The 23,649-nt window shown below is 68.2% G+C and carries 20 protein-coding genes; 3 read left to right on the top strand and 17 right to left on the bottom strand.

Going from position 1 to position 23,649, the window contains the following annotated elements; genetic code table 11:
- Window positions 1-148: 148 nt before the first annotated feature.
- Window positions 149-973, bottom strand: a complete 825-nt coding sequence (gene ygiD / locus CLV77_RS03825; protein WP_076979177.1) for a 4,5-DOPA-extradiol-dioxygenase — start codon at window positions 971-973, stop codon at window positions 149-151.
- 82 nt (window positions 974-1,055) lie between these two features.
- The gene (locus CLV77_RS03820; RefSeq protein WP_076979178.1) at window positions 1,056-1,478 is read right to left on the bottom strand and encodes a DoxX family protein; all 423 of its coding nucleotides are present in this window, start codon (window positions 1,476-1,478) and stop codon (window positions 1,056-1,058) included.
- A gap of 145 nt (window positions 1,479-1,623) precedes the next feature.
- Between CLV77_RS03820 and CLV77_RS03815 the strand changes: the two genes are divergently transcribed.
- Entirely contained in the window at window positions 1,624-2,520 is an 897-nt protein-coding gene (locus tag CLV77_RS03815) for a LysR family transcriptional regulator (RefSeq protein WP_076979179.1), read from the top strand.
- Window positions 2,521-2,573: 53 nt separating this feature from the next.
- Here CLV77_RS03815 and CLV77_RS03810 read toward each other — a convergent pair whose 3' ends face one another.
- The 5 genes from CLV77_RS03810 to CLV77_RS03790 form a co-directional block, all read right to left on the bottom strand.
- On the bottom strand, window positions 2,574-4,481 hold the full coding sequence (locus CLV77_RS03810; protein WP_076979180.1) for a bifunctional sugar phosphate isomerase/epimerase/4-hydroxyphenylpyruvate dioxygenase family protein: 1,908 nt from the start codon (window positions 4,479-4,481) through the stop codon (window positions 2,574-2,576).
- 10 nt (window positions 4,482-4,491) lie between these two features.
- On the bottom strand, window positions 4,492-5,766 hold the full coding sequence (locus CLV77_RS03805; protein ID WP_076979181.1) for a TRAP transporter large permease: 1,275 nt from the start codon (window positions 5,764-5,766) through the stop codon (window positions 4,492-4,494).
- A gap of 3 nt (window positions 5,767-5,769) precedes the next feature.
- Window positions 5,770-6,297 carry a TRAP transporter small permease gene (locus tag CLV77_RS03800; protein ID WP_076979182.1) on the bottom strand — a complete coding sequence of 176 codons (528 nt, stop codon included), beginning with the start codon at window positions 6,295-6,297 and terminating at the stop codon, window positions 5,770-5,772.
- Window positions 6,298-6,367: 70 nt separating this feature from the next.
- Entirely contained in the window at window positions 6,368-7,378 is a 1,011-nt protein-coding gene (locus CLV77_RS03795) for a DctP family TRAP transporter solute-binding subunit (protein WP_076979183.1), read from the bottom strand.
- Between the two features lie 24 nt (window positions 7,379-7,402).
- The gene (locus tag CLV77_RS03790; protein WP_076979184.1) at window positions 7,403-8,266 is read right to left on the bottom strand and encodes a shikimate dehydrogenase; all 864 of its coding nucleotides are present in this window, start codon (window positions 8,264-8,266) and stop codon (window positions 7,403-7,405) included.
- Between the two features lie 218 nt (window positions 8,267-8,484).
- Here CLV77_RS03790 and CLV77_RS03785 point away from each other — a divergent pair, with 218 nt between their 5' ends.
- Both CLV77_RS03785 and CLV77_RS03780 read left to right on the top strand, forming a co-directional pair.
- Window positions 8,485-9,090, top strand: coding sequence for a TetR/AcrR family transcriptional regulator (locus CLV77_RS03785; protein ID WP_236861014.1), 606 nt, complete (start codon window positions 8,485-8,487; stop codon window positions 9,088-9,090).
- A gap of 90 nt (window positions 9,091-9,180) precedes the next feature.
- Window positions 9,181-9,609: a MerR family transcriptional regulator gene (locus CLV77_RS03780; protein WP_076979186.1), complete on the top strand. Its 429-nt coding sequence runs from the start codon at window positions 9,181-9,183 to the stop codon at window positions 9,607-9,609.
- On the opposite strand, the gene cysG is transcribed toward CLV77_RS03780, so the two are convergent.
- The 10 genes from cysG to CLV77_RS03730 all read right to left on the bottom strand — a co-directional run bounded on the left by cysG (window position 9,603) and on the right by CLV77_RS03730 (window position 23,536).
- Entirely contained in the window at window positions 9,603-11,027 is a 1,425-nt protein-coding gene (cysG, locus tag CLV77_RS03775; RefSeq protein WP_076979187.1) for a siroheme synthase CysG, read from the bottom strand. The genes CLV77_RS03780 and cysG overlap by 7 nt on opposite strands.
- Window positions 11,028-11,037: 10 nt before the next feature.
- The gene (locus tag CLV77_RS03770) at window positions 11,038-12,009 is read right to left on the bottom strand and encodes a glycosyl transferase family protein (RefSeq protein WP_076979188.1); all 972 of its coding nucleotides are present in this window, start codon (window positions 12,007-12,009) and stop codon (window positions 11,038-11,040) included.
- Complete coding sequence (locus tag CLV77_RS03765) at window positions 12,006-14,654, bottom strand: nitrate reductase (protein WP_085047227.1); 2,649 nt, start codon at window positions 14,652-14,654, stop codon at window positions 12,006-12,008. The genes CLV77_RS03770 and CLV77_RS03765 overlap by 4 nt, the downstream gene beginning before the upstream one ends.
- A complete protein-coding gene (nirD, locus tag CLV77_RS03760) occupies window positions 14,654-14,989 on the bottom strand; it encodes a nitrite reductase small subunit NirD (protein ID WP_076979190.1) in 336 nt (111 codons plus the stop codon). Before nirD ends, CLV77_RS03765 begins: the two co-directional genes overlap by 1 nt.
- Entirely contained in the window at window positions 14,986-17,430 is a 2,445-nt protein-coding gene (gene nirB, locus CLV77_RS03755; protein WP_076979191.1) for a nitrite reductase large subunit NirB, read from the bottom strand. Before nirB ends, nirD begins: the two co-directional genes overlap by 4 nt.
- A 3-nt stretch (window positions 17,431-17,433) precedes the next feature.
- Window positions 17,434-19,113: an ABC transporter ATP-binding protein gene (locus CLV77_RS03750; RefSeq protein WP_076979192.1), complete on the bottom strand. Its 1,680-nt coding sequence runs from the start codon at window positions 19,111-19,113 to the stop codon at window positions 17,434-17,436.
- 5 nt (window positions 19,114-19,118) lie between these two features.
- Complete coding sequence (locus CLV77_RS03745; RefSeq protein ID WP_076979193.1) at window positions 19,119-20,192, bottom strand: ABC transporter permease; 1,074 nt, start codon at window positions 20,190-20,192, stop codon at window positions 19,119-19,121.
- A gap of 82 nt (window positions 20,193-20,274) precedes the next feature.
- A complete protein-coding gene (locus CLV77_RS03740) occupies window positions 20,275-21,621 on the bottom strand; it encodes a CmpA/NrtA family ABC transporter substrate-binding protein (protein WP_076979194.1) in 1,347 nt (448 codons plus the stop codon).
- Between the two features lie 233 nt (window positions 21,622-21,854).
- Window positions 21,855-22,955: an ABC transporter substrate-binding protein gene (locus CLV77_RS03735; protein WP_076979195.1), complete on the bottom strand. Its 1,101-nt coding sequence runs from the start codon at window positions 22,953-22,955 to the stop codon at window positions 21,855-21,857.
- Window positions 22,952-23,536 carry an ANTAR domain-containing response regulator gene (locus CLV77_RS03730; protein ID WP_076979196.1) on the bottom strand — a complete coding sequence of 195 codons (585 nt, stop codon included), beginning with the start codon at window positions 23,534-23,536 and terminating at the stop codon, window positions 22,952-22,954. The genes CLV77_RS03735 and CLV77_RS03730 overlap by 4 nt, the downstream gene beginning before the upstream one ends.
- Window positions 23,537-23,649: the final 113 nt, after the last annotated feature.

Below are 23,649 nucleotides of genomic sequence, written 5' to 3'. Positions count from 1 at the left end.
CGCGAGTCGATCACTTTCCCGGCCCGGAACGGCCCATACGAGCGCGGTGCGCCGCTTTTCGCGCGCAATCGGCGTGGTGGAGAGGACCAAGCGCAACCGCGCGGCGCCCGTAGTGCCCCACCTGCCGCCGCCCCAGAGCGTCCGGGCGTCAGGCGGCGTGGAACACGAACGACCGCATCGAGACCGACCCGAGGTCGATGGCGTCGGTCATGAAGGTCAGATCATCCTTTGCGCCAGAGGCCCCCGCGATGGTGAGCGCGGGCAAATAGTGATCGACCGTCGGGTGAGCGGTTGTCAGGAGGGTGCCCAGTTTCTCGCGATTTGAAAGCGAGGCGAAGTCGCGGTCCGTGAGGCGATCGGCGAAAAGCGCGTCGAACTCCAAGGCAAAATCCAGCGGGGCGGCCCTGGGGCGCATGGCCCGGAGGTTGTGCACCACATTGCCCGATCCAAGGACAAGCACCCCGCGATCACGCAGTCCGGAGAGGGCCCGGCCGACCGAAAGCTGGTAGTCGAGGTCCCGCCCCATGTCGATCGAGACCTGGAAGACGGGCACATCGGCCTCGGGATAAAGGAACTTCAAGACGGCCCAGGCGCCGTGGTCCAGGCCCCAGGTGTCGTCTTCCTGCGCATGGTGACTGGCCAGGAGCGTCGTCACCTCCCGGGCCAGGTCAGGGGCGCCGGGGGCCGGGTACCGCTCTTGGTAGAGCGGCTCGGGGAAGCCGTAGAAATCGTGGATCGTTCGCGGCACGGCCGAGACATCGACAAGCGTGGTCTCGCGGGTCATCCAATGCGCCGACACCACAAGAATGGCCCGGGGTCGCGGCAGGCTATGGCCCAGCTCGGCCCAGGCGCGGCTATAGGCCGTGTCCTCGATGGCGTTCATCGGGCTGCCATGCCCAAGAAAGACCAGCGGCATCCGCTCGGTGCGGGCGAGGCTGTCCTTCAGGTTCTCGAGCTGGCGGGCGACAGACATTGACAGGTCCTTTGCTTGGCAGGGCGATAAGGCCTCTGCGGGTCAGCCCGGCCCAAGCGCACTGGGGCCGGGCAATTGATAATCAGGCAAACTGCCCGAAGCGACGGTCGAGCGCCGGCACGCGGATAGCGAAGGATCCGCGCCCCAGGACGACGACGACAGCTTGCACCACGGTCCAGAACAGCGGGTATTCCCAGCCGCCGCCTTCACTGGAAAAGGTCCAGCCGAAGCCCGAGTGCGCCCAGACCGCACCCAGAAGTACGGGGATCAGCGCAAGCGACACGATGCGGGTGCCGATGCCGAGGATCAGGGCGATGCCGCCCACTATTTCGGCGAAGATGGTCAGGTAGGCGAAGATGCCGGGCAGGCCCAGGCTTTCGAAGAATGCCACGGTGCCTGCGATGGTGAAAACGCTCACCTTCAGCCAGCCGTGGGCAAGGAACAGCACGCCGGTCGTGATGCGCAGAACGGCGGCGGCGAAGTCGGCTTGTGTCTGAGTTGTCATGTCGAATGCTCCGGTCAGCTAGTTCATGAAATGCGCCAGCGCGGGGCGCTGCGATTGACTGGATGCAAAGTAGGCCTTTCCTATATTCCACGAAATAGCGATGCTATGGAATGACTATCATTGATTTGTTCCTAATGGGGGCCTCATGGACATCGTGGATCAGCTCAAGGCTTTCGTGGCGACCGCTCGGACCGGATCCTTTACCGCCGGGGCCGAACAACTGGGTGTCTCCAACCGCCTGACCTCCAAATACGTGGCGGAACTGGAAGGGCGGCTGGGCACGCGCCTGCTTCAGCGGACCACCCGCAAGGTCGGGCTGACACCGGCCGGCGAGGATCTTCTTGCCCGGGCGCCGGCGGTTCTGGACGAGCTGGACGATCTACTGGGCACCGTGACCGAAGGGTCGCGCGGCCTTGGGGGCATCATCCGGATTTCGGCGCCCGTCACCTTCGGAGAGGTCTACGTGGCCGGCATGCTTGCCCGGTTCGCCCGGGAACATCCGGACCTGACCCTCGACCTGCGGCTCGACGACCGCTTCGTCGATCTGGCCTCGGACGGCATCGACCTGGCGTTCCGGATGGGAGAGTCGCAGACCCTGTCCCTGAAGACACGCAAGCTGGGCGTTTTCCACAGCTGCCTGGTTGCCCATCCCGACTACTTGAAGGCACACGGCATCCCCCGGGCGCCCGACGACCTCTCCGGGCATGCCTGCATCGTCGACACCAACCGTCGCCAGCCCTACCGCTGGGCGTTCCACAAAGACGGCGCCGAGGTCATCGTCCAGGTCCGGGGGCGGTTCCACGTCAATTCCGCCCGTGCCGCGATAGAGCTGGCCGCGGCGGGCATGGGCATTGCCTATGCGCCTCGTTTCGCGATGGCGGGCATGCTCGGGACGGGGCGGCTTGTTCCGCTGCTGGAGGATCTTGATGCCGACGGTGGCCCGATCAACGCGGTTTACCTCGAAGGGCGCGCCCTGCCCCGCAAGGTCCGCGCGCTGATCGAGTTCGCGGCCCAGGACGTCCGGACCGCCCATATCCTCTGACCGCCCCTCCCCCACGCGGGGAATTGCACGGGGGCCACGGCGATCCGCCCGCGCTATCTTGCAGGCATTCCCTTGGGTCGGGCCAGACGCTTCTGGGCGGCGATCCGGAACGGGGCGTTCGGGCCGCCGAAACCCTTGTAGCCAGGGGCGCGCTGCACGATTTCGAAGAACATGCCGCCCGCGAAGGCGCGCGAGTAGAGCTGGAAGAACTCCGCCCCGTTTTCCTGGTCGTAAAGCAGGTTCGCGGCGCGCAACCGCTCCAGCAGGTCGGGGGAAATCTCGAACCGGGTGGCAAGGTCGTCGTAGTAATTGTCCGGGATCGGCAGGGCCGCGAAGCCAAGCCGGTCCAGTGCTGCGGCGCTGGCAAAGATGTCCCGGCTCGCCAGCGCGATGTGCTGGACGGAGGCGCCGAACGTGTCCGCCAGAAACCGCCCCGCGAGCGTGCGATGGGTCTCGGCCCCGTTCAGGGTGACCCGCAACGCGCCATCGGGGCTTGCCACAACCTGGCTGCGCACCAGACCGTCCGGGTCGATGACGTCGACCATCGGTGATTTCTTCATGTCGAACAGCGCGGTGTAGAACAGCGTCCAGCTCAGCATGTCCTCGTAGGACATGGTCTGCGCCAGGTGGTCGATGCCGACAATGCCGGCGCCGCCTTCCTCTGCGTCCCCGCCCTGCGCCTCCCCGTCCACGGGCAGGAACTCCGTCTCCCACACCCGGTCGAGGCCGCTTTCGCCGTCGATGAAATGCAGAACCGATCCGCCCAGCCCCCGGATCGCAGGGATGTCGAGCTCCCCCGGTGCCACGGGCTGATGGAAGGGAACCGACCCCAGTGCAGTCGCCCGCGCCACGGTGTCCCGGGCTGAGGCGACCGACAGCCCGATGTCGCAGATGCAGGTGCCCCGCGCGTTCCACGCATGACCCGCGTGGCCGCCCGGATCGGCGTTCACCACGATGCGCACGTCGTTCTGCTGCCACAGGTCGATCTGCCGGTTGCGGTGCCGGCCCGCCTTGCGGAATCCCAGCGTGGCAAGGAAATCCGTCAACGTCGCGGCCTCCTGCCCCTGGGTGGCAAACTCGACGAAGGCGACGCCCTCGGCCCGCTGTCGCGCGGGAAGGCGCGGCAGGTCGGCCCGCACCTCGGGCTCGGCCCGGCGCACATCGTCCATCAGCGCCACCAGCGCGCGGTAGCCATCCTCGGCCACGTCGCGGGGATTGGTGCCGCGGAACTGGTCGTTGAAGATCTCGAGGCTGAGGGGCCCGGAATACCCGGTGGCCATCACCGCGTTGAGAAAGCCGCGCACGTCAAGATCGCCCTCGCCGGGCATGTTGCGAAAGTGGCGCGACCAGTACAGCAGGTCCATATCGATCGCCGGTGCGTCGGCCAGCTGGACGAAGAAGATGCGATCGCCGGGGATCGCGCGGATGGACTCGCTGTCGATGCCGCGCCCGAGGCTGTGGAAACTGTCCAGGATCAGCCCGATGTTCGGATGATCGGCACGCCGCACGATTTCCCAGGCATCACGGTGATCGTTGACATGCCGCCCCCAAGCCAGCGCCTCGTAGCCGACCTTTATGCCCATGGGCGCCGCGATCTCCCCCAGGGCAGCCAGGTCGTCGGCGGCGCGGTCGATACCGCCCAGGCTGGCGGGGTGCACCGACGAGCAGACGAGGATGCGGTCGACGCCCAGTTCCTGCATCACGTCGAACTTGCGCCGCGCCCGTTCGAACGCCTTGCCGCGCAGAGGCTCGGGCAGGCACTCGAAATCGCGGAACGGCTGGAACAGGGTAATCTCCAGCCCGTGGTCGCGGATCATCTGGCCCACCTCGCGCGGCCCGCCGTCATGGGCGATGAAATCCTGCTCGAAGATCTCGATCCCGTCGTAGCCTGCGGCCGCGATCGCCTCCAGCTTTTCGGGAAGCGAGCCTGAGATCGACACGGTGGCGATGGAGGTCTTCATGTGCCTCTCCTCAGTATCCAAGGACGCGGGGCAGCCAGATCACCGTCTCGGGCACGAAGGTGAGGATCAGCAGCACCAGCACCTCGACCAGGAAGAACGGCACGATCGAGCGGATGAGCCGCGCCATGCCGACCTGCGCCACCCCCTCGGCCACGAAAAGACACAGGCCAAGCGGCGGGGTGATCAGCCCGATCATCAGGTTGAAGATCACGAGGATGCCGAAATGCACCGGGTCCACCCCCATCGAGACGGCGATCGGGTGCATGATCGGGACCAGCACCAGCATGGCCGCGATCCCCTCAAGAAACAGCCCCACCAGCAGGAACAGCAGGATCACCGCGATCAGGAAGGTGTTCTTACTGTTCACGTTGCCCAGCACCCAGTCAGTCAGCATGTTGGGCACGCGGTTGTAGGTCAGCAGCCAGTTGGCGGCCGAAACGGCGGCAATGATGATCAGGATCATCGCGCTGTCGCGCATGGCGGCCGTGAAGATCCCCGGCAGCGCCCGCAGTGGAATGTTGCGGTAGACCAGCACGCCCAGCACCAGGGCATAGGCCACGGCAAAGCTTGCCGCCTCGGTGGGCGTCACCACGCCCAGCAGGATCGAGCCCACCACGAAGACCGGCATCAGTAGCGGCAGGATACCGGCCAGCAGCGCCCGGCCGGCGCCCTCCTGCGGGACAGCGGCGGCGGCGGCCTCGGGGTCCACCTTGACCGTCATCATGACATAGCCCGACAGGAAGATGGCCAGCAAAAGCCCCGGCACCACCCCCGCCATGAACAGCGCCGGCACCGACACGCCCGAAACGATCAGCGCGTAGATGATGACCGGGATCGACGGCGGGATGATCGGCCCGATGACGGATGAGGCGGCGGTCAGCGCGGCGGCAAAGCTGCGGTCGTAGCCGTGTTTCTCCATCTCGGGGATGAAGACCCGGCCGATGGCCGAGGTATCGGCGACGGCCGAGCCCGACAGCCCCGCGAAGATCACCGAGGCCCAGATGTTGACCAGAGCCAGCCCGGCCCGCAGGCGCCCCACAAGGACGCTGGCGAACGCGATGATCCGGCTGGTGATGCCGCTTTCGTTCATCACCTCGCCGGCCAGCACGAAAAGCGGAATGGCCAGCAGCGGGAAGGAGTTCAGCCCCTTGAACATCTCGGTCGGCACGATGCGCAGGCTGTATGGCGCCTCGCCCAGGCCCATGAACACCAGAAGGGCGGCGATGATGGCGATCGCAATGGGAACCCCGGCCACAAGCCCGGCGATGAGAACGGCATAGACCATGGGTTACCCTTCCGCGGGCGTCGTCAGACGCTCGGCCAGTTTGAGTGCGGCGGAAAGCGCCAGCAGCGCCCCGCCGAAGGCGATGGCGTATTGGTAGGGTCCGACCTTGCCCAGCCAGGCAAGCGCCTCGATCCCGGTGGACCCGGCCAGCGCGTCGGCGGTGGATTTCAGCCCCGATGCGGTCACCCCGCCCCTGCGGACGGCAAAGACGTGCCCCGCATAGGCCAGCAGCCCGCCCGCCGCGATGCTCACCACATCCGACAGGATCAGCAGCCCCCGCCGCACCCGGTCGTTCAGCAGGTCCAGCACGAGCGTGAAGCGGATGTGGCTGTCACTCAGATAGCCCAGGGCCAGACCAAACATCACGCCATAGATCGTCAGGTAGATCGGCAGCTCCTCGCCCCAGGGGACCGAGCGGCCCATCGTGTAGCGGCGCAGCGAGTTGAAGAAGATGACGACGAAGACCAGCGCCATCGACAGGCCGGCACCGAAGCCAAAGACGCGCCGCGCGAACCCGTTCACCCTGACCATGAAGCTCCCCCCTTTCGAAAAGTCCGGGCCGACGGAAACCGCCGGCCCGACAGATGCGCCGTGGCGCGATTCAGTTGGACGCCTCGGCGACCGCTTGCTGCAGACGGTCGATCCACTGGGCATCATCGCCCAGCTCGCCGCGCAGGTAGTCGACGACCGCAGGCTGCGCCGCTTCGGCGAAGGCCGCCAGCTCTTCGGCGGTGGGGCTGTAGACGGCCATGCCTTCCTGCTGCACCTTGGTCACGCCTTCGGCGGTGTTCCACTGCTGGATCGCGCGGCCCATGTTGCCCGCCACGGTGGCGGCCTTGCGGATCACCTCCTGCTGCGCAGGCTCAAGCCCCTGGTAGAAATCCTCCGAGATCAGAAGGAAATCGGCGGCGTAGACGTGGCCGTCCAGGGTCATGTGCTTTTGCAGCTTGTGCAGCCCGTTGTTGTAGATCACGCCCACCGGGTTTTCCTGACCGTCGACCACGCCGGTCGACAGCGCGTTGGGCAGTTCGGTCCATGCGATCGGGGTCGGCTCGCCGCCCAGCGCCTTGACCATCTCGAGGTAGAGCGGGATCGGCTGCACCCGGAACTTCAGGCCCTTCATGTCCTCGGGGGTGCGGATCTCGCGGTCGTTGTTGGTGAAGTTGCGGAACCCGGTCTCGCCATAGGCCAGCGTGCGCAGGCCCGTCTGCTCAAGGCAATGCTCGGCCAGGGCGTCGCCGAATTCGCCGTCCAGAACCTCCCAGGCCAGGGGAGCCGAGGCGAAGGTGTAGGGAATGTCGAGGACGGAGGCCGCCGCGCAGACCTTGGACATGGCGCCCGAGACCAGCACAACCTGTGTCAGACCGTCCTGGGCCTGGCTGACCAGTTCGTCCTCGTTGCCCAGCGCACCGGCGGGGAACAGCTCCACCGTCATGTCGCTTTCGCCCTCGACGATGTTCTTGAAGATCTGCGCCGCGGCGCCCTTCTTGGACCCGGTCCAGTCGTCCGGGTCCACATGCGCGACGCGCAGGGTCTGCGCCCCGGCGGTGGTTGCCGCGAGGCCCATGCAGAAGACCGCGGTGGCGGCCAGTGTCTTGGTTTGGAAACGCATCGAATATCCTCCCTCTTGCGTATCTCAGGTTGCCATCTGCCGCGGCGCGGCGTCGAAGGCGTCGAAAGTTGCCCGCATCCTTTCGGGGCAGGCCTTGCGTCCGGTGAAAAGCTCGAAGGCGCGCACCGCCTGGAAGACGGCCATGCCGCTGCCCGGCAGCACCCGGCACCCGCGCGCGCGCGCCACCGACAAAAGCTCGGTCTCGAGCGGGAAATAGACGATGTCCGCGACCCACATTTCGGGCGCGATCAGTGCGGCGGGCACGGCCATGCCCGGCAGTTTCGCCATCCCCATCGGCGTCGCGTTGACGATGCCGTCCGGCCGATCCCGCCCGCCAAGGCCAAGCGCATCGGCCAGCGGCGCGGCGTTGGTGCCGGGCCGGTTTGCCGTGACCTGTGCGGCCAGCCGCGCCGCCCGGTCCGTGTCGGTGTCGAAGATGGACAGGCGCCGCACGCCGCAATCGGCCAGCGCATGGGCGACCGCAACTCCCGCCCCGCCGGCCCCCGCCAACAGGACGTGCTCGCAGGCCTCGGCGCCCAGGCCGCGGCGAAAGCTTTCGGCAAAGCCCCACAGGTCGGTGTTGTGTCCCATGCGCCGCCCGTCGCGCAGCACCACGGTATTCACCGCGCCCACTGCCCGGGCGTTGTCCGACAGCTCGTCCAGCAGCGGGATGATCTCGATCTTGTAGGGATAGGTCACGTTCAGCCCGTCGAAGCCGCAGGCCTCGGCGCTGCGCAACAGCGCCTCAAGATCCATGCCGCGCCGCTCGGGGGCGTCCATGTCCAGCAGCCTGTAGACCGCGCCCTGCCCCTGCGCCGCGGCCTCGGCCATGTGCATCCCCGGGGTCCGCGACAGCGCGATCCCGCGGCCCACCAGTCCGGCAAGCATGGGTCGATCGGTGGCACTCGGCTGCTGCAAGACGCACTCCCCCGTCCGGCGTTTCGATTCGGGGCGATAATGAACCCGCCGGTTAATTACGTCAATCCAATTGAACCCCCGGGTTAAAATGCTAGGATGACGCAAGGTGCATCAATCAGCCCCCCGACCGGAGGACCCCCTTGGAAGATCAGCCCAAGTCCCGAAGATGGAAGCAAAATCCCGAGGCCGTGCGCGCCGACATCCTGCGCGTCGCGCAGGAAGAGTTTGCCCGCAATGGACTCTCGCGGACGCGGATCGAAGACATTGCCGACCGCACCAAGACCTCCAAGCGGATGGTCTTCTACTACTTCGGTGACAAGGAATCGCTCTACAAGGCGGTGCTGGAGGCGGCCTACGCCGAGGTTCGCGCCGGCGAGGCCGAGCTTGATCTCGAGGATCTGCCGCCGGACCAGGCCCTGCGGCGCCTGGTCGAGTTCACCTTCGACCACCACCGGGCCAACCCCGATTTCATCCGACTGGTGATGGTCGAGAACATCCACGGCGGCAGTCACATGAGCCAGATGGAGCAGCTTGCGCAGCAGAACCTCGCCGCCATCCGGGTGCTGGAACGCATCTGCGAGGCGGGCCGCGAGGCCGGGTTATTCCGCGAGGACATCTCGGCCCTGGCCCTGCATTGGCGGATCAGCGCGATGAGCTTCTTCAACGTCTCCAACCGCGCGACCTTTGCGCTGAACTTCGGCGACAGCCTGTTCGACGAGAAGGGTCAGGCGCTTTTGCGGGAAGAGGCGGCGCGAAGCATTCTGCTTTCAGTGCTGAAAGACCCGACGGGCTGAGCAACTGGGGGGCGCGGCCGCCAGAGCCCCATGGCGATCCTTCCGGCAACGGTGTAATGTCTGTAGCGACTACAGGACAAAGGATCCCCCATGCCCGACGACCACGCCCACGCGGCCGATCTCAAACGCTCGGACCTGGCCCGGATGACGGGCTGCAACCTGGAAACGATCCGCTATTACGAATGCGTCGGCCTGATGCCCGATCCGCCGCGCAGCCCCTCGGGGCACCGGCGCTACGGCGCCGCCCATGTCGAGCGGCTTGGCTTCGTCATGCGCGCCCGCGAGCTGGGGTTCAGCATGGAGGAGATCCGCGGCCTGCTGTCGCTTGTCGACCGGGGCAGCCATACCTGCGCCGAGGTCGAGAAGGTCGGGCGCCACCACCTCAACGTGGTCCGCGCCAAGATCCGCGATCTGCAGGCGATCGAACGGACGCTGGCCGGAACAATCTCGCGCTGCAGCGGCAGTGACACGCCCGACTGCCCGCTGCTGGATACGCTCTCGGACGCCCGCGCTCAGTGAAGCGGCAGGGCCGCCGGGACCCGGGGGCCTGCACCCGCCTCGCCGCCCTGCCCCAGTCCTGCCGCCGCCTCCGCCTGCGGCAGGCGCAGCATCAGCAATGCGTTGCCGGTGATCCCCTCGCGGGCCAGGCGCCCGGGCAGCGCATCGATGCTTGTCACCAGCGACCGCTGGGCGGTCTTGCTGACATCCGCCGCCACCGTCACCTGCGTCTCGGGCGCCAACCCGCGACGCAGGAGCGCGCCGCGGATCTCGTCGGCGGCACCGACCCCCATGTAGAAGACCAGCGTCGTGCCGGGATGGGCATGGCGGGCCCAGTCCCCGGGCAGGGCGCCATCCCGGTGGCGCCCGGTGGTCAAGACCAGCGTGTCGCTCTGACCCCGCTCGGTCAACGACTGGCCCAGCGAGGCGGCGGCGGCGCTGGCGGCGGTGACGCCGGGAACGATCTCGGTCGCGATGCCGGCGGCGCGGGCGGCGGCGAGCTCCTCGCCGGCGCGGCCGAAGATGCCGGGATCGCCGGATTTCAGCCGCACCACCCGGCGGCCCCGGGCAGCCTCGGCCACGACCAGCGCTGAGATCCTTTCCTGGGGCCAGGCGTGGGCGCCGACGACCTTGCCGACATAGACCCGCTCGGCATCGCGGCGGGCTAGTTCCAGCACCTCGGGGTCGACCAGCCGATCATAGAAGATCACGTCGGCTTCCTGCAGACGCTCGACCGCGCGCAGGGTCAGCAGGTCGCGTGCGCCGGGTCCTGCCCCCACCAGCGCGATGTGACCCCCGGACGGGGCGCGATCGCCGCTGGTGATCGCGCGCTTGAGCATGTCGGCTGCCGCGCGCTCCTGCCCGCCCCGGTGCAGGTGCCACGGATCGCCCGCGAAGGCCCAGCGCCAGAAGGCGCGGCGTTCGGCCCGGGGCAGGTGTCGGGCTACGCCCTGGCGCAAACGGCCCGCCAGGGCGGCGAAGCTACCAAGCCGGGGGTCCAGCATCCGCTCGACCCGGGTCTTGATCTGACGTGCCAGTACGGGGGCCGTGCCCTCTGTGCCGATGGCGACTACCACCGGGTCGCGGTCGACGATGGAGGGGGTGGTCAGGTCGCAAAGTGCTGGCTGATCGACCACGTTGACCGGCGCGCCCCCGGCCTTGGCCAGCGCATGCAACGCCGCATCCAGCCCGGGACAGCCGGTCGCGACAAAGACCATGGCCGCCCCGGCAAAGCTGTCGGGTGTGACGGGCCCCTGGTCCAGACCGGCCCGGCCACTGGCGACAAGGCTGGCAAGCTCGGGCTCCAGCTCTTGGGCCAGCAGCACCAGCCGGGCGTCGGTCTTGAGCATCAGCCGCGCTTTCTGGGCGGCCTGCTCGCCGCCGCCGGCGATGACGACGCGGCGACCGGTGGTGCGGATGAACATGGGAAAGCTGTGCATTATGGTCCCCTCAGGCGGCGTTGGCTTGGTGACGGCGGTGCCACAGGTCCCGCGCCAGCGGTGCGGCGTCGGCTAGGCCCGTGGCCGCCAGGGCAAGGGCGGCGGTGCTGGTGACGATGGCCTCGGCAAAGGGATCGGCGCGCGCGCCGTGCCAGACCTCGGCCAGGGTGGCGCCCGTCTCCGACAGGCGCCGGTGGCCGCTGACCGGGGCGCCGGTGGATCCTTCCCAGGGCGCGCCGTCCGACAGGCCATGCAGGGTGATGTCCTTGGCCGGGTGATGCTCGAACTCGCCGCCGCCGCCCTTCAGGACCCGCAACGCGGGCTGGCCCAGCAGCAGCGCCGCGTCGCGCTGCAACTCGCGGTAGGACGGGTGGAAGACACCCTGCAGGCTGACCGGCGCCCCGGCGGGGTTCAGCATCCGCAGAACCGTGTTGATACAGGACCGCAGGCCCAGCACGTCGCGCAGGCGCAGCAGATCCATCAGACGCGGCTGCATAGTTTCCAGCGGGACATAGACGATCCGGTCGCGGGCAAGGATCGCGGGGGCTTCGCCCCATGCGGCCTGCGCGATGCCCAGATCCCCCAGCGCCGCGCGGGGAGAGGCCGCGGCCATCTGGTGGGAATTCCAGCCGTGAAGGAGGACCGGGAAGCCCGCCTGCGACACCAGCTTGGCCGCCGCCAGGAACCAGGGCTGCCCCCGGGTCCGGCCCGCGGCGTAGGAAGGCCAGTCGATCGCCACGCATTCCACGCTGCCCTGCCCCTGCAGGGGGGGCAGCGCCTCCCGGGCGGCCCGCGTCAGGCCGGCGATCTCTTCTGCCGTCTCGCCCTTCATGCGCAGCAGCATCAGCAGCGCGCCAATCGCCTCGGGCTCTGCCCGGCCCGACAGGATCACCTCCATCGCGGCCTGGGCCTCGGGCATGGTCAGCGACCGGGCGCGCCCCTGCCCGCGACCCAGGATCGCAACATAGGGCGCAAGGGTCATTCTGCGGCCTCCATCCGGCGGGCGGCGTTGAGAAGCGCGGCCAGCTCTGGCCGGCAGGAGCCGCAGTTGGTCCCGGCCGAGGTGCAGGTGCCCAGCCCGGCGACACTGTCGACGCCGCCCGCGATGGCCGCGCCCAGGGTATTGGCGCCCACGTTCAGGCAGGCACAGACGATCGGGCCCGGGTCGGGCATGTCGGCGCCGGGCCGGCCCGACAGCGGCGCCACCGCCTGCGTGCCCAGCAAGGAGACCAGGTGATCGCGCGACAGGGCCACCGGGTCCGGCGCGGTGAAAAGTGCTGCAACCAGGCGCCCATCCTCGAAAAAAGCCAGGCGGGTGGTGCCGGCGGCGCGGTCGGTGATGACCTGGCAGGGCGTTTGGGGCCGCGCGAAAAGCCGCCGCGCCTCGGCCTCCCAGTCGGACGGGGTCTCTTGACCCGCAAGCTCGGCCCGCCACCCGTTCTCGACCCGGCTCTGCGCCCAGTAGGGGCAATCGGGCCGCAGCCGTTCGGTGCTGACGGCAAAGCCGAACCAGGCCGCTTTCCACTGGGTGACGGCGACCGCAGCGGCCTTGCTTTCGGGCTGGCCGGAAAGGGGATCGGTCACGCCGGGCACCACGGCGTCGATCCGGCCGCTGGGGGCCGTCACGCCGGTCCAGTGGATCGGCGCGAAGACCTGTCCCTGCTGCACCCGGTCGGTGACCAGCGCGCGCAGAATGCAGCTTCCGGTCGGGTTGGCCACCCGCACCAGCGTGGCGGGCGCCACGCCCAGCGCGGCGGCGTCGGCCGGATGGATCTCAAGGAAGGGCTCGCCCAGGTGCTGGTTGAGGCGGGGCGCCTTGGCGGTGCGGGTCATCGTGTGCCACTGATCGCGGATGCGGCCGGTGTTCAGGCGGAAGGGATGGCGCGGCCCGGTCCGTGCGGCGGGGGGACGCGCCGTCACCGGCACCATGCGGGCGCGGCCGTCAGGGGTGAAGAACCCGCCCTTGGCGAAGAACCGTTCGGTGGTGCCCTGGGCGGTGACCGGCCAGCGCGTCGGCGGCAGCGCCGCGTAGCCCGAGGGGCCAAGCCCCGCCAGGCCCGAAATATCGAAATCCCGTCCCATGGCGGCGGCAAGCCCCGACAGGGCCGCGTATTCGTCGAAGATCTCGGCGGCGGAGCGATAATCGAACGCCTCGGTCCAGCCCATGCGGCGGCCGACCTCGGCCAGGATGTCCCAGTCGGCCCGCGCCTGGCCGGCGGGTGGCAGCACGGCGCGCTGCCGGCTGATCATCCGCTCGGAATTGGTGACGGTGCCGTCCTTTTCGCCCCAGCCCGTGGCGGGCAGCAGCACGTGGGCCAGACGGGCGGTGTCGGTATCATCCGTCACGTCGCTGACCACGACGAAATCGCATGCCCCGATGGCGTCGCGCACGGCATCCGCGTCGGGCATCGACACCGCCGGGTTGGTGCAGATGATCCACAAGGCCTTGATCCGCCCCTCGCGCACCCGCTGGAACAGGTCCACGGCCTTGGGGCCGGCGGCCTCGGGGATGGCGGGGGCGTCCCAGAAGCTGCGCACCAGATCGCGATGCGCCGCATTCTCCAGCTCCAGGTGGCAGGCCAGGGTATTGGCCAGGCCGCCCACCTCGCGCCCGCCCATGGCATTGGGCTGGCCGGTGACCGAGAATGGCCCCATCCCGGGCCGCCCGATGCGCCCGGTCGCCAGGTGGCAGTTGAGGATCGCGTTGACCTTGTCGCTGCCGCTGGAGGATTGGTTCACCCCCTGGCTGAAGACCGTGACCACCCGCTCGTTCGCCAGCCACAGCTTGCAAAAGGCGGCAAGCTCTTCGGTGGAAAGGCCGGTGGTGGCGCCGTCTTCTTCCCGGGCAGCGCCAAGGGCCGCGTCATAGCCTTCGACATGGGACAGGTAGGCGGGGTCGGTCGCCCCGTTCGCGTCGATGGCCGCCAGCAGCCGGTTGAAAAGAGCGACATCGCTGCCGGGCTGCAGGGCAAGGTGCATGTCGGCCAGGTCGCAAGTCGCCGTGCGGCGGGGATCAACCACCACCACCTTCATCCCGGGACGGGCGGCCTTGGCGGCGGCCAGACGCTGGTAGAGCACCGGGTGACACCACGCCAGGTTGCTGCCCACCAGCACGACCAGGTCCGCCAGTTCCAGATCCTCGTAGGTGCCGGGCACCGTGTCCGTGCCGAAAGCCCGCCGGTGCCCCGCGACGGTCGAGGCCATGCAGAGGCGAGAGTTGGTGTCGATATTGGCCGAGCCGATGAACCCCTTCATCAGCTTGTTGGCGACATAGTAATCCTCGGTCAGAAGCTGGCCCGAGACGTAGAAGGCCACGGAGTCGGGACCATGCTCGGCGATGGTGCGGCTGAAACGGTCGGCCACCAGCCCCAGCGCGGTGTCCCAGCCCACCTCCTGCCCGTCCACGCGGGGGGCCAGCAGGCGATCCTCCTGCGACAGGGTCTCGCCCAGCGCGAAGCCCTTCGAACAGAGCCGCCCGTGGTTGGCAGGGTGTTCGGGGTCGCCCCGCAAGGTTATCCCGCCGGCCCCGTCGGGCCGGGCGAGGATACCGCAGCCGACACCGCAATAGGCGCAGGTGGTCCGCACCTCGCCGGGCCCGGCCGTGTCCGGTGGAGGCGCGCCGTCCATCACGCCACCCGCCCGCGCCGCAGGCCCGAGGCGTCGAGCAGGATGCGCCCCCCCTCGACCACGATCGGATGGGTGGCGACCGCCCCCTCGTCGGCGCCCTGCGCCTTGCCCGTGTCCAGCCGCAGCACGAGGTTGTGCAGCGGGCAGGTGACCGCGCGGCCGTGAACGATCCCCTCGCTCAGCGGACCGCCCTTGTGGGGGCAGGCGTCGTCGACGGCAAAGACCTCGTCGTCGACGGTGCGGAACACCGCGATACAGCCCAGCCGCGTCCTGACCACCCGTGCCCCGCGCCGGGGAATATCCTCAAGCGCGCCAATGTCTGTCCAGTCGGTCATTCCGCTGCCTCCAGTGTCAGGTCCGCCAGGGGCGCATAAAGCCTGCGGTATTCCGGCCGGGTCCGCTCGGCCCAGGGGTCGGTCTGCATGAAGCGTTGGGCGTGGTAGAAGCGCGCGGCCAGGGCCTCGCGGCTTTCGGCGTCGGTGACGACACGCTCGGTGACGTGTTCAAGCCCCACGTTGTCCAGCCACTTGTACATCCGCTCGAGATAGGCCGCCTCCTCGCGGTAGAGCTGCACCACCGCGGCGGTGTGCTCCAGCACCTCGTCCTCGGTCTTCAGCGTGCACAGGATGACGGTGCCCCGGATGTGCAGCCCCGCCGCGCCCCCGACATGCAGCACGTAGCCCGAGTCGACGCAGACCACACCCACGTCCTTGCAGGTGCTCTCGGCGCAGTTGCGCGGACAGCCCGAGACCGCCATCTTCACCTTGGCCGGGGTCCACGCCCCCCAGAGGGCCTTTTCCATGCGAATGCCAAGGCCGGTGCTGTCCTGGGTGCCAAAGCGGCAGTGATCCGTTCCGACGCAGGTCTTCACCGTGCGCAGACCCTTGGCATAGGCCTGGCCGCTGACCATGCCGGCGGCGTTCAGATCGGCCCAGATGTCGGGCAGATCCTGCTTCTTGACGCCCAGCAGGTCAATGCGCTGCCCGCCCGTGACCTTGACGGTCTGGACCCGATACTTGTCGGCCGCGTCCGCGATCGCGCGCAGCTCGTCGGCGGTGGTGATACCGCCCCACATGCGGGGCACGACCGAATAGGTGCCATCCTTCTGGATGTTGGAATGCATCCGCTCGTTGACGAACCGGCTCTGGTCGTCGTCGCGGTATTCGCCGGGCCAGTCGCACAGCAGGTAATAGTTCAGCGCCGGCCGGCAGGAGGCGCAGCCGCAGGACGTGGACCAGCCGCATTCCTGCATCACCGCCGCCATGGATTTCAGCCCGCGCGAGCGGATCAGCCGGCGCACGTCCATATGGGTCAGCGGTGTGCAGGGGCACATGGGCTGAACCGTCGGCGCCTGGAAATCATCGCCCAGGGTCAGCGCCATCACCTGCTCGACCAGGCCCGTGCAGGTCCCGCAGGAGGCGCTGGCCTTGGTGCGCGCGCGCACCTCCGACAGGGTATCGGCACCGTCGCGGATGGCCTCCACGATGCGGGATTTGCATACGCCGTTGCAGCCGCAGATCTCTGCGTCAGCCGGCAAGGCTGCAACGGCCGCCAAAGGGTCCGCGGGGGCGCCCCCCTGGAAAGCGGGTCCGAATATCAGTGTCTCGCGCATGCCGCTGACATCGGTGCGGTCCTGGATCAGCCCGTGGAACCAGGTCCCGTCCCCGGTCTCGCCGTACATGACCGCGCCCACCAGGCGTTCCCCCTCCAGCACCAGCCGCTTGTAGACACCCCGTGCCGGGTCGCGAAAGACAATGTCCTCGCGGCCCTCGCCCTCGGCGAAATCGCCGGCACTGAAAAGATCGCAGCCGGTGACCTTCAGCTTGGTGGCAAGCTCCTTCGCGACGAAGTTCGCGGGCCGCTCGCCCAGGGTCTCGGCCGCGACCCGCGCCTGGTCGTAGAGGGGTGCCACCAGGCCGAAGACCGCGCCCTGATGCTCGACGCATTCGCCGACCGCCAGGATCGACGGGTCGGACGTGACCATCGCGTCGTCCACGTGGATGCCCCGGCCCACCGCCAGCCCCGCCGCCTGGGCCAGCGCCACGTTGGGCCGGATACCCACCGCCATCACCAGCAGATCGCAGGGGATGCTTGTGCCATCGTCCAGCAGCAGGGCACGGACATAGCCGTCGCGGCCCAGTATTTCCTTGGAATTGGCCGAGGTCAGGACCTTGATCCCCCTGCCCTCCAGCGCCTTGCGCAGCAGGTAGCCCGCGGCCTCGTCAAGCTGACGCTCCATCAGGTGACCCATGACATGGACGACGGTGACGTCGATGCCCCGCGCCTTCATGCCGGCCGCCGCCTCCAGCCCCAGAAGGCCACCGCCGATGACCACGGCGCGGGCGTCCGGGCGGTTTTCCAGCGCCATCATCCGCTCGGTATCCTCGAGGTCGCGGTAGGGGATCACCCCCTCCAGGTCGTGCCCCGGCAGCGGGATCATGAAGGGGTTGGAGCCGGTGGCGATCACCAGCCGGTCATAGGGCAGCGCCCCGTTCTCCCCCTCGACGATGCGGCGGTCGCGGTCGATGCGCAGCACCCGCTCGCCAAAGCGGCAGGTGACGCCGTGCCGCTCGTACCAGGCCGCGTCATGGGTGACGATCTCGTCATAGGTCTTTTCGCCCGACAGCACGGGCGAGAGCATCAGGCGGTTGTAGTTACCCCGCGGCTCGGCATTGAAAAGGGTGATGTTCCAGTCGCCGGCCTGGTCCTCGAGAAGATGCTCCAGCATCCTGCCCGAGGCCATGCCGGCCCCGATGACGATCAGGTTCTTGGCCATGTCTTACTCCGCCGCAAGGGTTGCAGGTTTCGGGGCGGGCTTGGCCCCGTGTTCGTATTCGGTCAGGAAATCAAGGACTTCCTGCCGGTATTCGTAGTAATCCGGATGGGCCAGAAGCGCCTTTCGGCTGCGCGGGCGCGGCAGCTCCACCTCGGTGATCCGGCCGATCGTGGCGCGGGGGCCGTTGGTCATCATCACCACGCGGTCGGCCAGCAGGATCGCCTCGTCGACATCATGGGTGACGCAGATCGCGGTCACGCGGGTGCGCGACCAGACCTCCATCAGCACCTCCTGCAATTCCCAGCGGGTCAGGCTGTCGAGCATGCCGAAGGGCTCGTCCAGCAGCAGCAGTTTGGGCGACAGGGCGAAGGCGCGCGCGATGCCCACGCGCTGTTTCATGCCGTTGGACATAGCGTGGGCGGGCCGGTCCATCGCCTCGCCCAGACCCACCCGTTCAAGGTAGTATTCGACCACGTCCTGGCGCTCGGCCTGCGAAGCACGCGGATAGACCCGATCGACGCCGATCGCGACATTCTCCCGGGCGGTGAGCCAGGGAAAAAGGTTGGGCGACTGGAAGACCACCGCGCGTTCGGGATCCGCCCCCTCCACGTGGCGACCGTCGAGCTTGATCGCGCCCTTGCTGATATCGTTCAGCCCGGCCGCCATGGTCAGCACCGTTGACTTGCCGCAGCCCGAGTGGCCGATCAGGCTGATGAACTCTCCCTGGTTGATCTTGAGGTCGAAATTCTCGACCACCGTCAGCGGCCCCTTGGGCGTGGCGTAGATCTTGTGCAGCTGCGAGATGTCCAGGAAACGCTCCTCGATCATACCTTCGCGGGCGCCGCGCACCGCCTCGGGCAGCATCTCGTGGATGGGGGTGACATCGGGCAGCCGGCGGGTCTCGGCCCCTTTGGCGGCAAAGCCCACGTCCATCAGATACTGGGTGACGCGGGCGCGCAGGCGCTTGAAATCCTCGTCGTGGTTCATGGCCTCGCGGTTGCGCGGGCGCGGGATCGTGACGCTGACCGGGTCGGCAAGGGTGCCGTCGGGGTTCAGCACGATGATCCGGTCGGCCAGCAGGATTGCCTCGTCCACGTCGTTGGTGATGAGGATGCAGGTCCGCTGATCGGCCTCCCAGATGTCCAGGATCTCGTCGGCGAGGTTCGCGCGGGTCAGCGCATCCAGCGCGGACAGCGGCTCATCCAGAAGCAGAAGCTCGGGCTCCATCGCCAGGGCCCGGGCGACGGCGACCCGCTGGCGCATGCCGCCCGACAGCTCGGACGGATAGCGATGGGCCGCGTGGGACAGGCCCACCATGGCGATGTAATGGTCGGCCTTTGCCCCCCGCGCGGCGCGCGACAGCTCAGCGTGGACCGCCTCGACCGCCAGCAGGACGTTGCCGCGCACGGTCAGCCAAGGCATCAGGCTGTAGCTTTGGAAAACAAGGCCCCGGTCGGGCGCGGGGCCGGTGACCGGGCGGCCACGGAAGGTCAGGCTACCGCTGTCCGGCATCTCCAGCCCGGCGACGAGGTTCATCAGGGTGGATTTGCCGGTCCCCGAGAAACCCAGGATCGCCACGAACTCCCCCTCGGCCACCTCCAGGTTGATATTCTTCAGGATCTCGGTCCGGTTGGTCCCCTCGCCGAAGCCCTTGCCGACGGATTTGAATGACAGGATGCTCATGCCGATCACCGCTGGGTCGAGAAGGTGAAGAAGGACTGCATCGCGAACATCACCCGATCCAGCAGGAAGCCGATGATGCCGATGGTCAGCACCGCGACGATGATCCGCGCCAGCGACTGGGAGGATCCGTTCTGGAACTCGTCCCAGACGAATTTGCCCAAGCCGGGGTTCTGGGCCAGCATCTCGGCCGCGATCAGCACCATCCAGCCCACGCCCAGCGACAGGCGCAGCCCCGTGAAGATCAGCGGCAGGGCCGAGGGCAGCACCAGCTTGGTCAGCTTCGCATAGGGTCCCATCTTCAGGACCCGGCTGACGCTGATGAGATCGCGATCGATCGAGGCGACGCCCAGCGCCGTGTTGATCAGCGTCGGCCAGAGAGAGCAGAGCGTGACGGTGATCGCCGAGACCAGGAAGGACTTGGCGAAGAAGCCGTCGTTGGTGGCATAGACGGCCGAGACGACCATGGTCACGATCGGCAGCCAGGCCAACGGCGAGACCGGCTTGAAGATTTGGATCAACGGGTTCAGCGCCGCGTTGGCGGTGGGCGACAGACCCGCCGCGATACCCAGCGGGATGGCCACCGCCGAGGCGATCAGGAAGCCGAAGAAGACGGTCTTGATCGAGGTTGCGATCTGTCCGTAGTAGGTCGGCGCGCCGGTGTAGGCGATCTGCTTGACCTCGTCGGCGCGACCGGCCTCGACCAGCTTCTGGTTCCGCTGGGCCAGCCGCTCCTCGAACTTGGCCTCCTTTTCCCATTTCACCACGGCGTCGGCGTGCAGACCGCGTGCCTCTTCCCAGACCGCCGCCGGCCCCGGAATCGCACCCAGCGAGGTGACGACCCGCGGCGCCAGCGCCGCCCAGAGCATCAGGAACACCGCGATCGACAGCAGCGGCACCCCCAACAGGCGCCAGAGGTCCCGGAACTGGGCGCGCGGGTTGTCCCCGAAGGAAAGCTTCAGCAGGGGCGTCACCCAGGCCAGGCCCAGGACGGCGAACCAGGCGTCGGCCTTATTGATGCGGGTGAACCAGACGGCGCGGCGGTGTTGGGCCGCAAGCTGGACGGGATCGACGGCGGTCATGGCGGTCTCCGGAATTGGATGTTCGTGGCGGGAGGGAGGAAGGGGGCGCCGCCCCGCCCCGGGACGGGGCGGCGCCGGCGGGTCAGCCGCCCGCGACCTCGTTGGACTTCAGGCCGATGGGCAGGCTGTCGATGTAGGCGTTGGGCGTGCGGCCGTCGTAGGCGATGCCGTCGATGATGTCCGCGGCCGGGGTCGGTTCCTTGTAGCCGTCGCTGTCCCAGGGAAAGTCGCCTTCCTGCGCCAGCCCTTCGTCGACCAGCAGCCGCGCGGCCTTCAGGTAGATGTCGGGCCGGTAGACCGAGCGGGCGGTGCTATCGAACCACGCATCGTCGCGCGGCTGGGCAATCTGGCCCCAGCGGCGCATCTGGGTCAGGTACCAGACCGCGTCGGAATAGTAGGGATAGGTCGCGTTGTAGCGGAAGAAGACGTTGAAATCGGGCACCTCGCGCACATCGCCCTTCTCGTATTCGAAGGTGCCGGTCATCGAGGCCGCGATCACGTCCCGGTCGGCGCCCACATACTCGGGGCGGGCCAGCATCTCGACGGCCTCTTCGCGGTTGGCGTTGTCATTCTCGTCCAGCCAGATCGCGGCGCGGATCAGCGCCTTGGTCAGGGCGACGGTGGTGTTGGGATACTCCTCGGCGAAGGCGTCGGTGATGCCGAAGACCTTCTCGGGGTTGTTCTTCCAGATCTCGTAATCCGTGACGACCGGCACGCCGATCCCCTTGACCACGGCCTGCTGGTTCCAAGGCTCGCCGACCGAGTAGCCGTCGATCGTTCCGGCCTCCATCGTGGCCGGCATCTGCGGCGGCGGCGTCACCGACAACAGCACGTCCGCGCCGATCTGCCCCGAGGTGTCGCCGGGCGTGTAGAAACCCGGGTTAAGCCCGCCCGCCGCCAACCAGTAGCGCAGTTCGTAGTTGTGGGTCGAGACGGGGAAGACCATGCCCATGTTGAAGGGTTTGCCAGCCTGCTTGAACTCGGCCACGACGGGGCCCAGCGCCTCTGCCCCGATCGGGTGCTGCGGCTTGCCGTCTTCGCCGGTGGCGACATGGGGCTTCATCGCCTGCCAGACATCGTTCGACACGGTGATGCCGTTGCCGTTCAGGTCCATCGAGAAGGGGGTGATGATATGCGCCTCGGTGCCGTATCCGATGGTCGCCGCCAAGGGTTGCCCGGCCAGCATGTGCGCGCCGTCCAACTGCCCGCCGATCACGCCATCCAGCAGGACCTTCCAGTTGGCCTGCGCCTCCAGGGTAACGAACAGGCCCTCGTCCAGGAAATAGCCCTTCTCGTAAGCCACGGCGAGGGGCGCCATGTCGGTCAGCTTGATGAAGCCCAGCTTCAGCTCGTCCTTTTCCAGGGCCTGGGCGAAGGCGGGACCTGCAAGCAGCGTGGTGGTCAGAAAACAGGCGGTGAGGTGTCTCATGTGGTTGTCCCTTCTGTTCCGGGACGGGCCCGGACATACGAAAAATAGCCGCTGACAATCCTCGCGCGTTGGCACGAGGGTTGAGCGGCTTTGCTCGGATAACCCGGTCTTTGGGAGTGGGGTCTGGCGGACGCCATTGTCTGCCTGACCCTGATTAAGACCCGAGAAGGATCGCCATTCAACGGGATCGCGGGGGATTTCTGCATCGCAGCATCAGAATGCCACTTTTTGCATCACTCTGGCGGGCCGGGGATGAATTCATGGTCGCTGCGGGGACGCGGCAGCGATTCCCCCAAAGGCGCGAAACCCGCCACCGGCGCCACGGCGCGGGCATACAGATCGGTGCGGAAGGTGTCTTTGGCGGCCCGGCGCGCGGGATCAACCTCGCGCCCCAGACGCTCGGCCAGGCGGTCCGCGATCCAGGCGGCCTCGGCCGCGCGGGGCGCGCCCTGCCCGAAGTCGATGAAGCGGTCGACCTTGCGCGTCTCGCCCCGTGGCGAGATTGTCAGCTCCCCCGACAACGCGCGGTCCAGCACCTCGGCCGGCACGTCGAGATAGTCGCGCCCCGACATCATTTCGCAGGCGGTGACGCGGCTTTGCGGGTCGGTCAGCCAGCGGCCCGCATGCCACAAGGCGCGGATCAGGGCGTGAAGCTGGTCGGGCGCGCGGTCGGCAAGGTCGGCGCGGACGCCCAGGATCTTCTCGGACGCGCCGGGCCGGATGGCGACACCCGGTAGCAGAAGCGCGCCCGCCCCCCGCTCGACGGCCATCGAACCCCAGGGCTCCCCCACGCAGAAGGCGTCGATCTCTCCTGCTGCCAGGGCGGCGGCCATCAGGGGCGGCGGCACGGTGCGGATGTCCAGGGCGGGCGGCTCGGTCGGTCGCAGCCGCCGCATCCAGTCGTGCAAAAGCTCGGCATGCATCGAGAAGGGAAAGGGCACGCCGACCCGCAGGCCCTCAGGCGCGGCGGCAAGCAGGGCGCGGCCCGCCGCCTCCATATCCTCGAAGCCGAAATCATGGCCCGACGCGCGTAGACGGTCGGCGATAGCGTTGCCGACGCAGATGACCTCTCCGTTTAGGGACAGGACCGCGACCGCCGCCAGCGGCGCCCCCGCCCCGCCGAGGCCCAGCGCCGAGGCGACGGGCATCGGCGACAGCATCTGCGCCGCCGTCACCTGGCCAAACGACACCATGTCCCGCAGCACCGACCACGAGTTCGCACGGCGCAGGTCCAGCGCGATGCCCTCGGCCCGGTCGAACCCCATCTCAACCGCGACGATCAGCGGCGCGGCGTCGGTCAGCGGCACGAAGCCCACAGGCAGACGGGGGGTCATGACAAAAGCCCCGCCGTGCTGACCAGCGCCTCGGCCACATCGACAACCTTGCGCCCCTGGTCCATCGCGGCCCGCCGCAACAAGGCGTAGGCGGCCCCCTCGTCCAGCCCCTTGGCCTTCATCAGGATGCCCTTTGCCCGGTCGATCACCTTGCGCTCTTCCAGGGCGCGTTTGGTTGCTGCCAGTTCGACGCGCATCTGGCGGAACATCTCGAACCGCGTCACGGCGGCATCGAGCACCGGCTTCAGCCGGTCGGCCCGTAGCCCGTCGACGACATAGGCCGAGACCCCCGCCTCGATCGCGATCCGGGTGAGGTTGGCATCGCTCTGATCGACGAAAAGGGCGACCGGGCGTTCCAGCGGCGCGGTGGCCAGCGTCAGCTCCTCCAGCGTGTCGCGCGAGGGGTTGTCGAGGTCAATCAGCACGATGTCGGGATTGGTCGCCGCGATCGCCGCCGTCAGCCCCGCCATCCTGGTCAGGGTCGTCAGCTCGTATTGACCGGCCAGCGACAGGCTTTCCTCGATCAGCGCGGCGCGCGCGGGGTCGCTTTCGACAATGGTGATCTTGAGACGGCGTTGCATCGCCGCAGCCTCGTCAGAGGGGCGCGCCCGTGGCAACGCGAAAGCGGCGGGCCCGATACACCGGACCCGCCGCTGCCCGCAAATTGGGCATCCAGCCGAAGAATGGCTTCAAA

The organism is Brevirhabdus pacifica, from assembly GCF_002797755.1.
GTDB lineage: Bacteria > Pseudomonadota > Alphaproteobacteria > Rhodobacterales > Rhodobacteraceae > Brevirhabdus > Brevirhabdus pacifica.
This window is presented reverse-complemented; position numbering and strand designations above follow the sequence as displayed.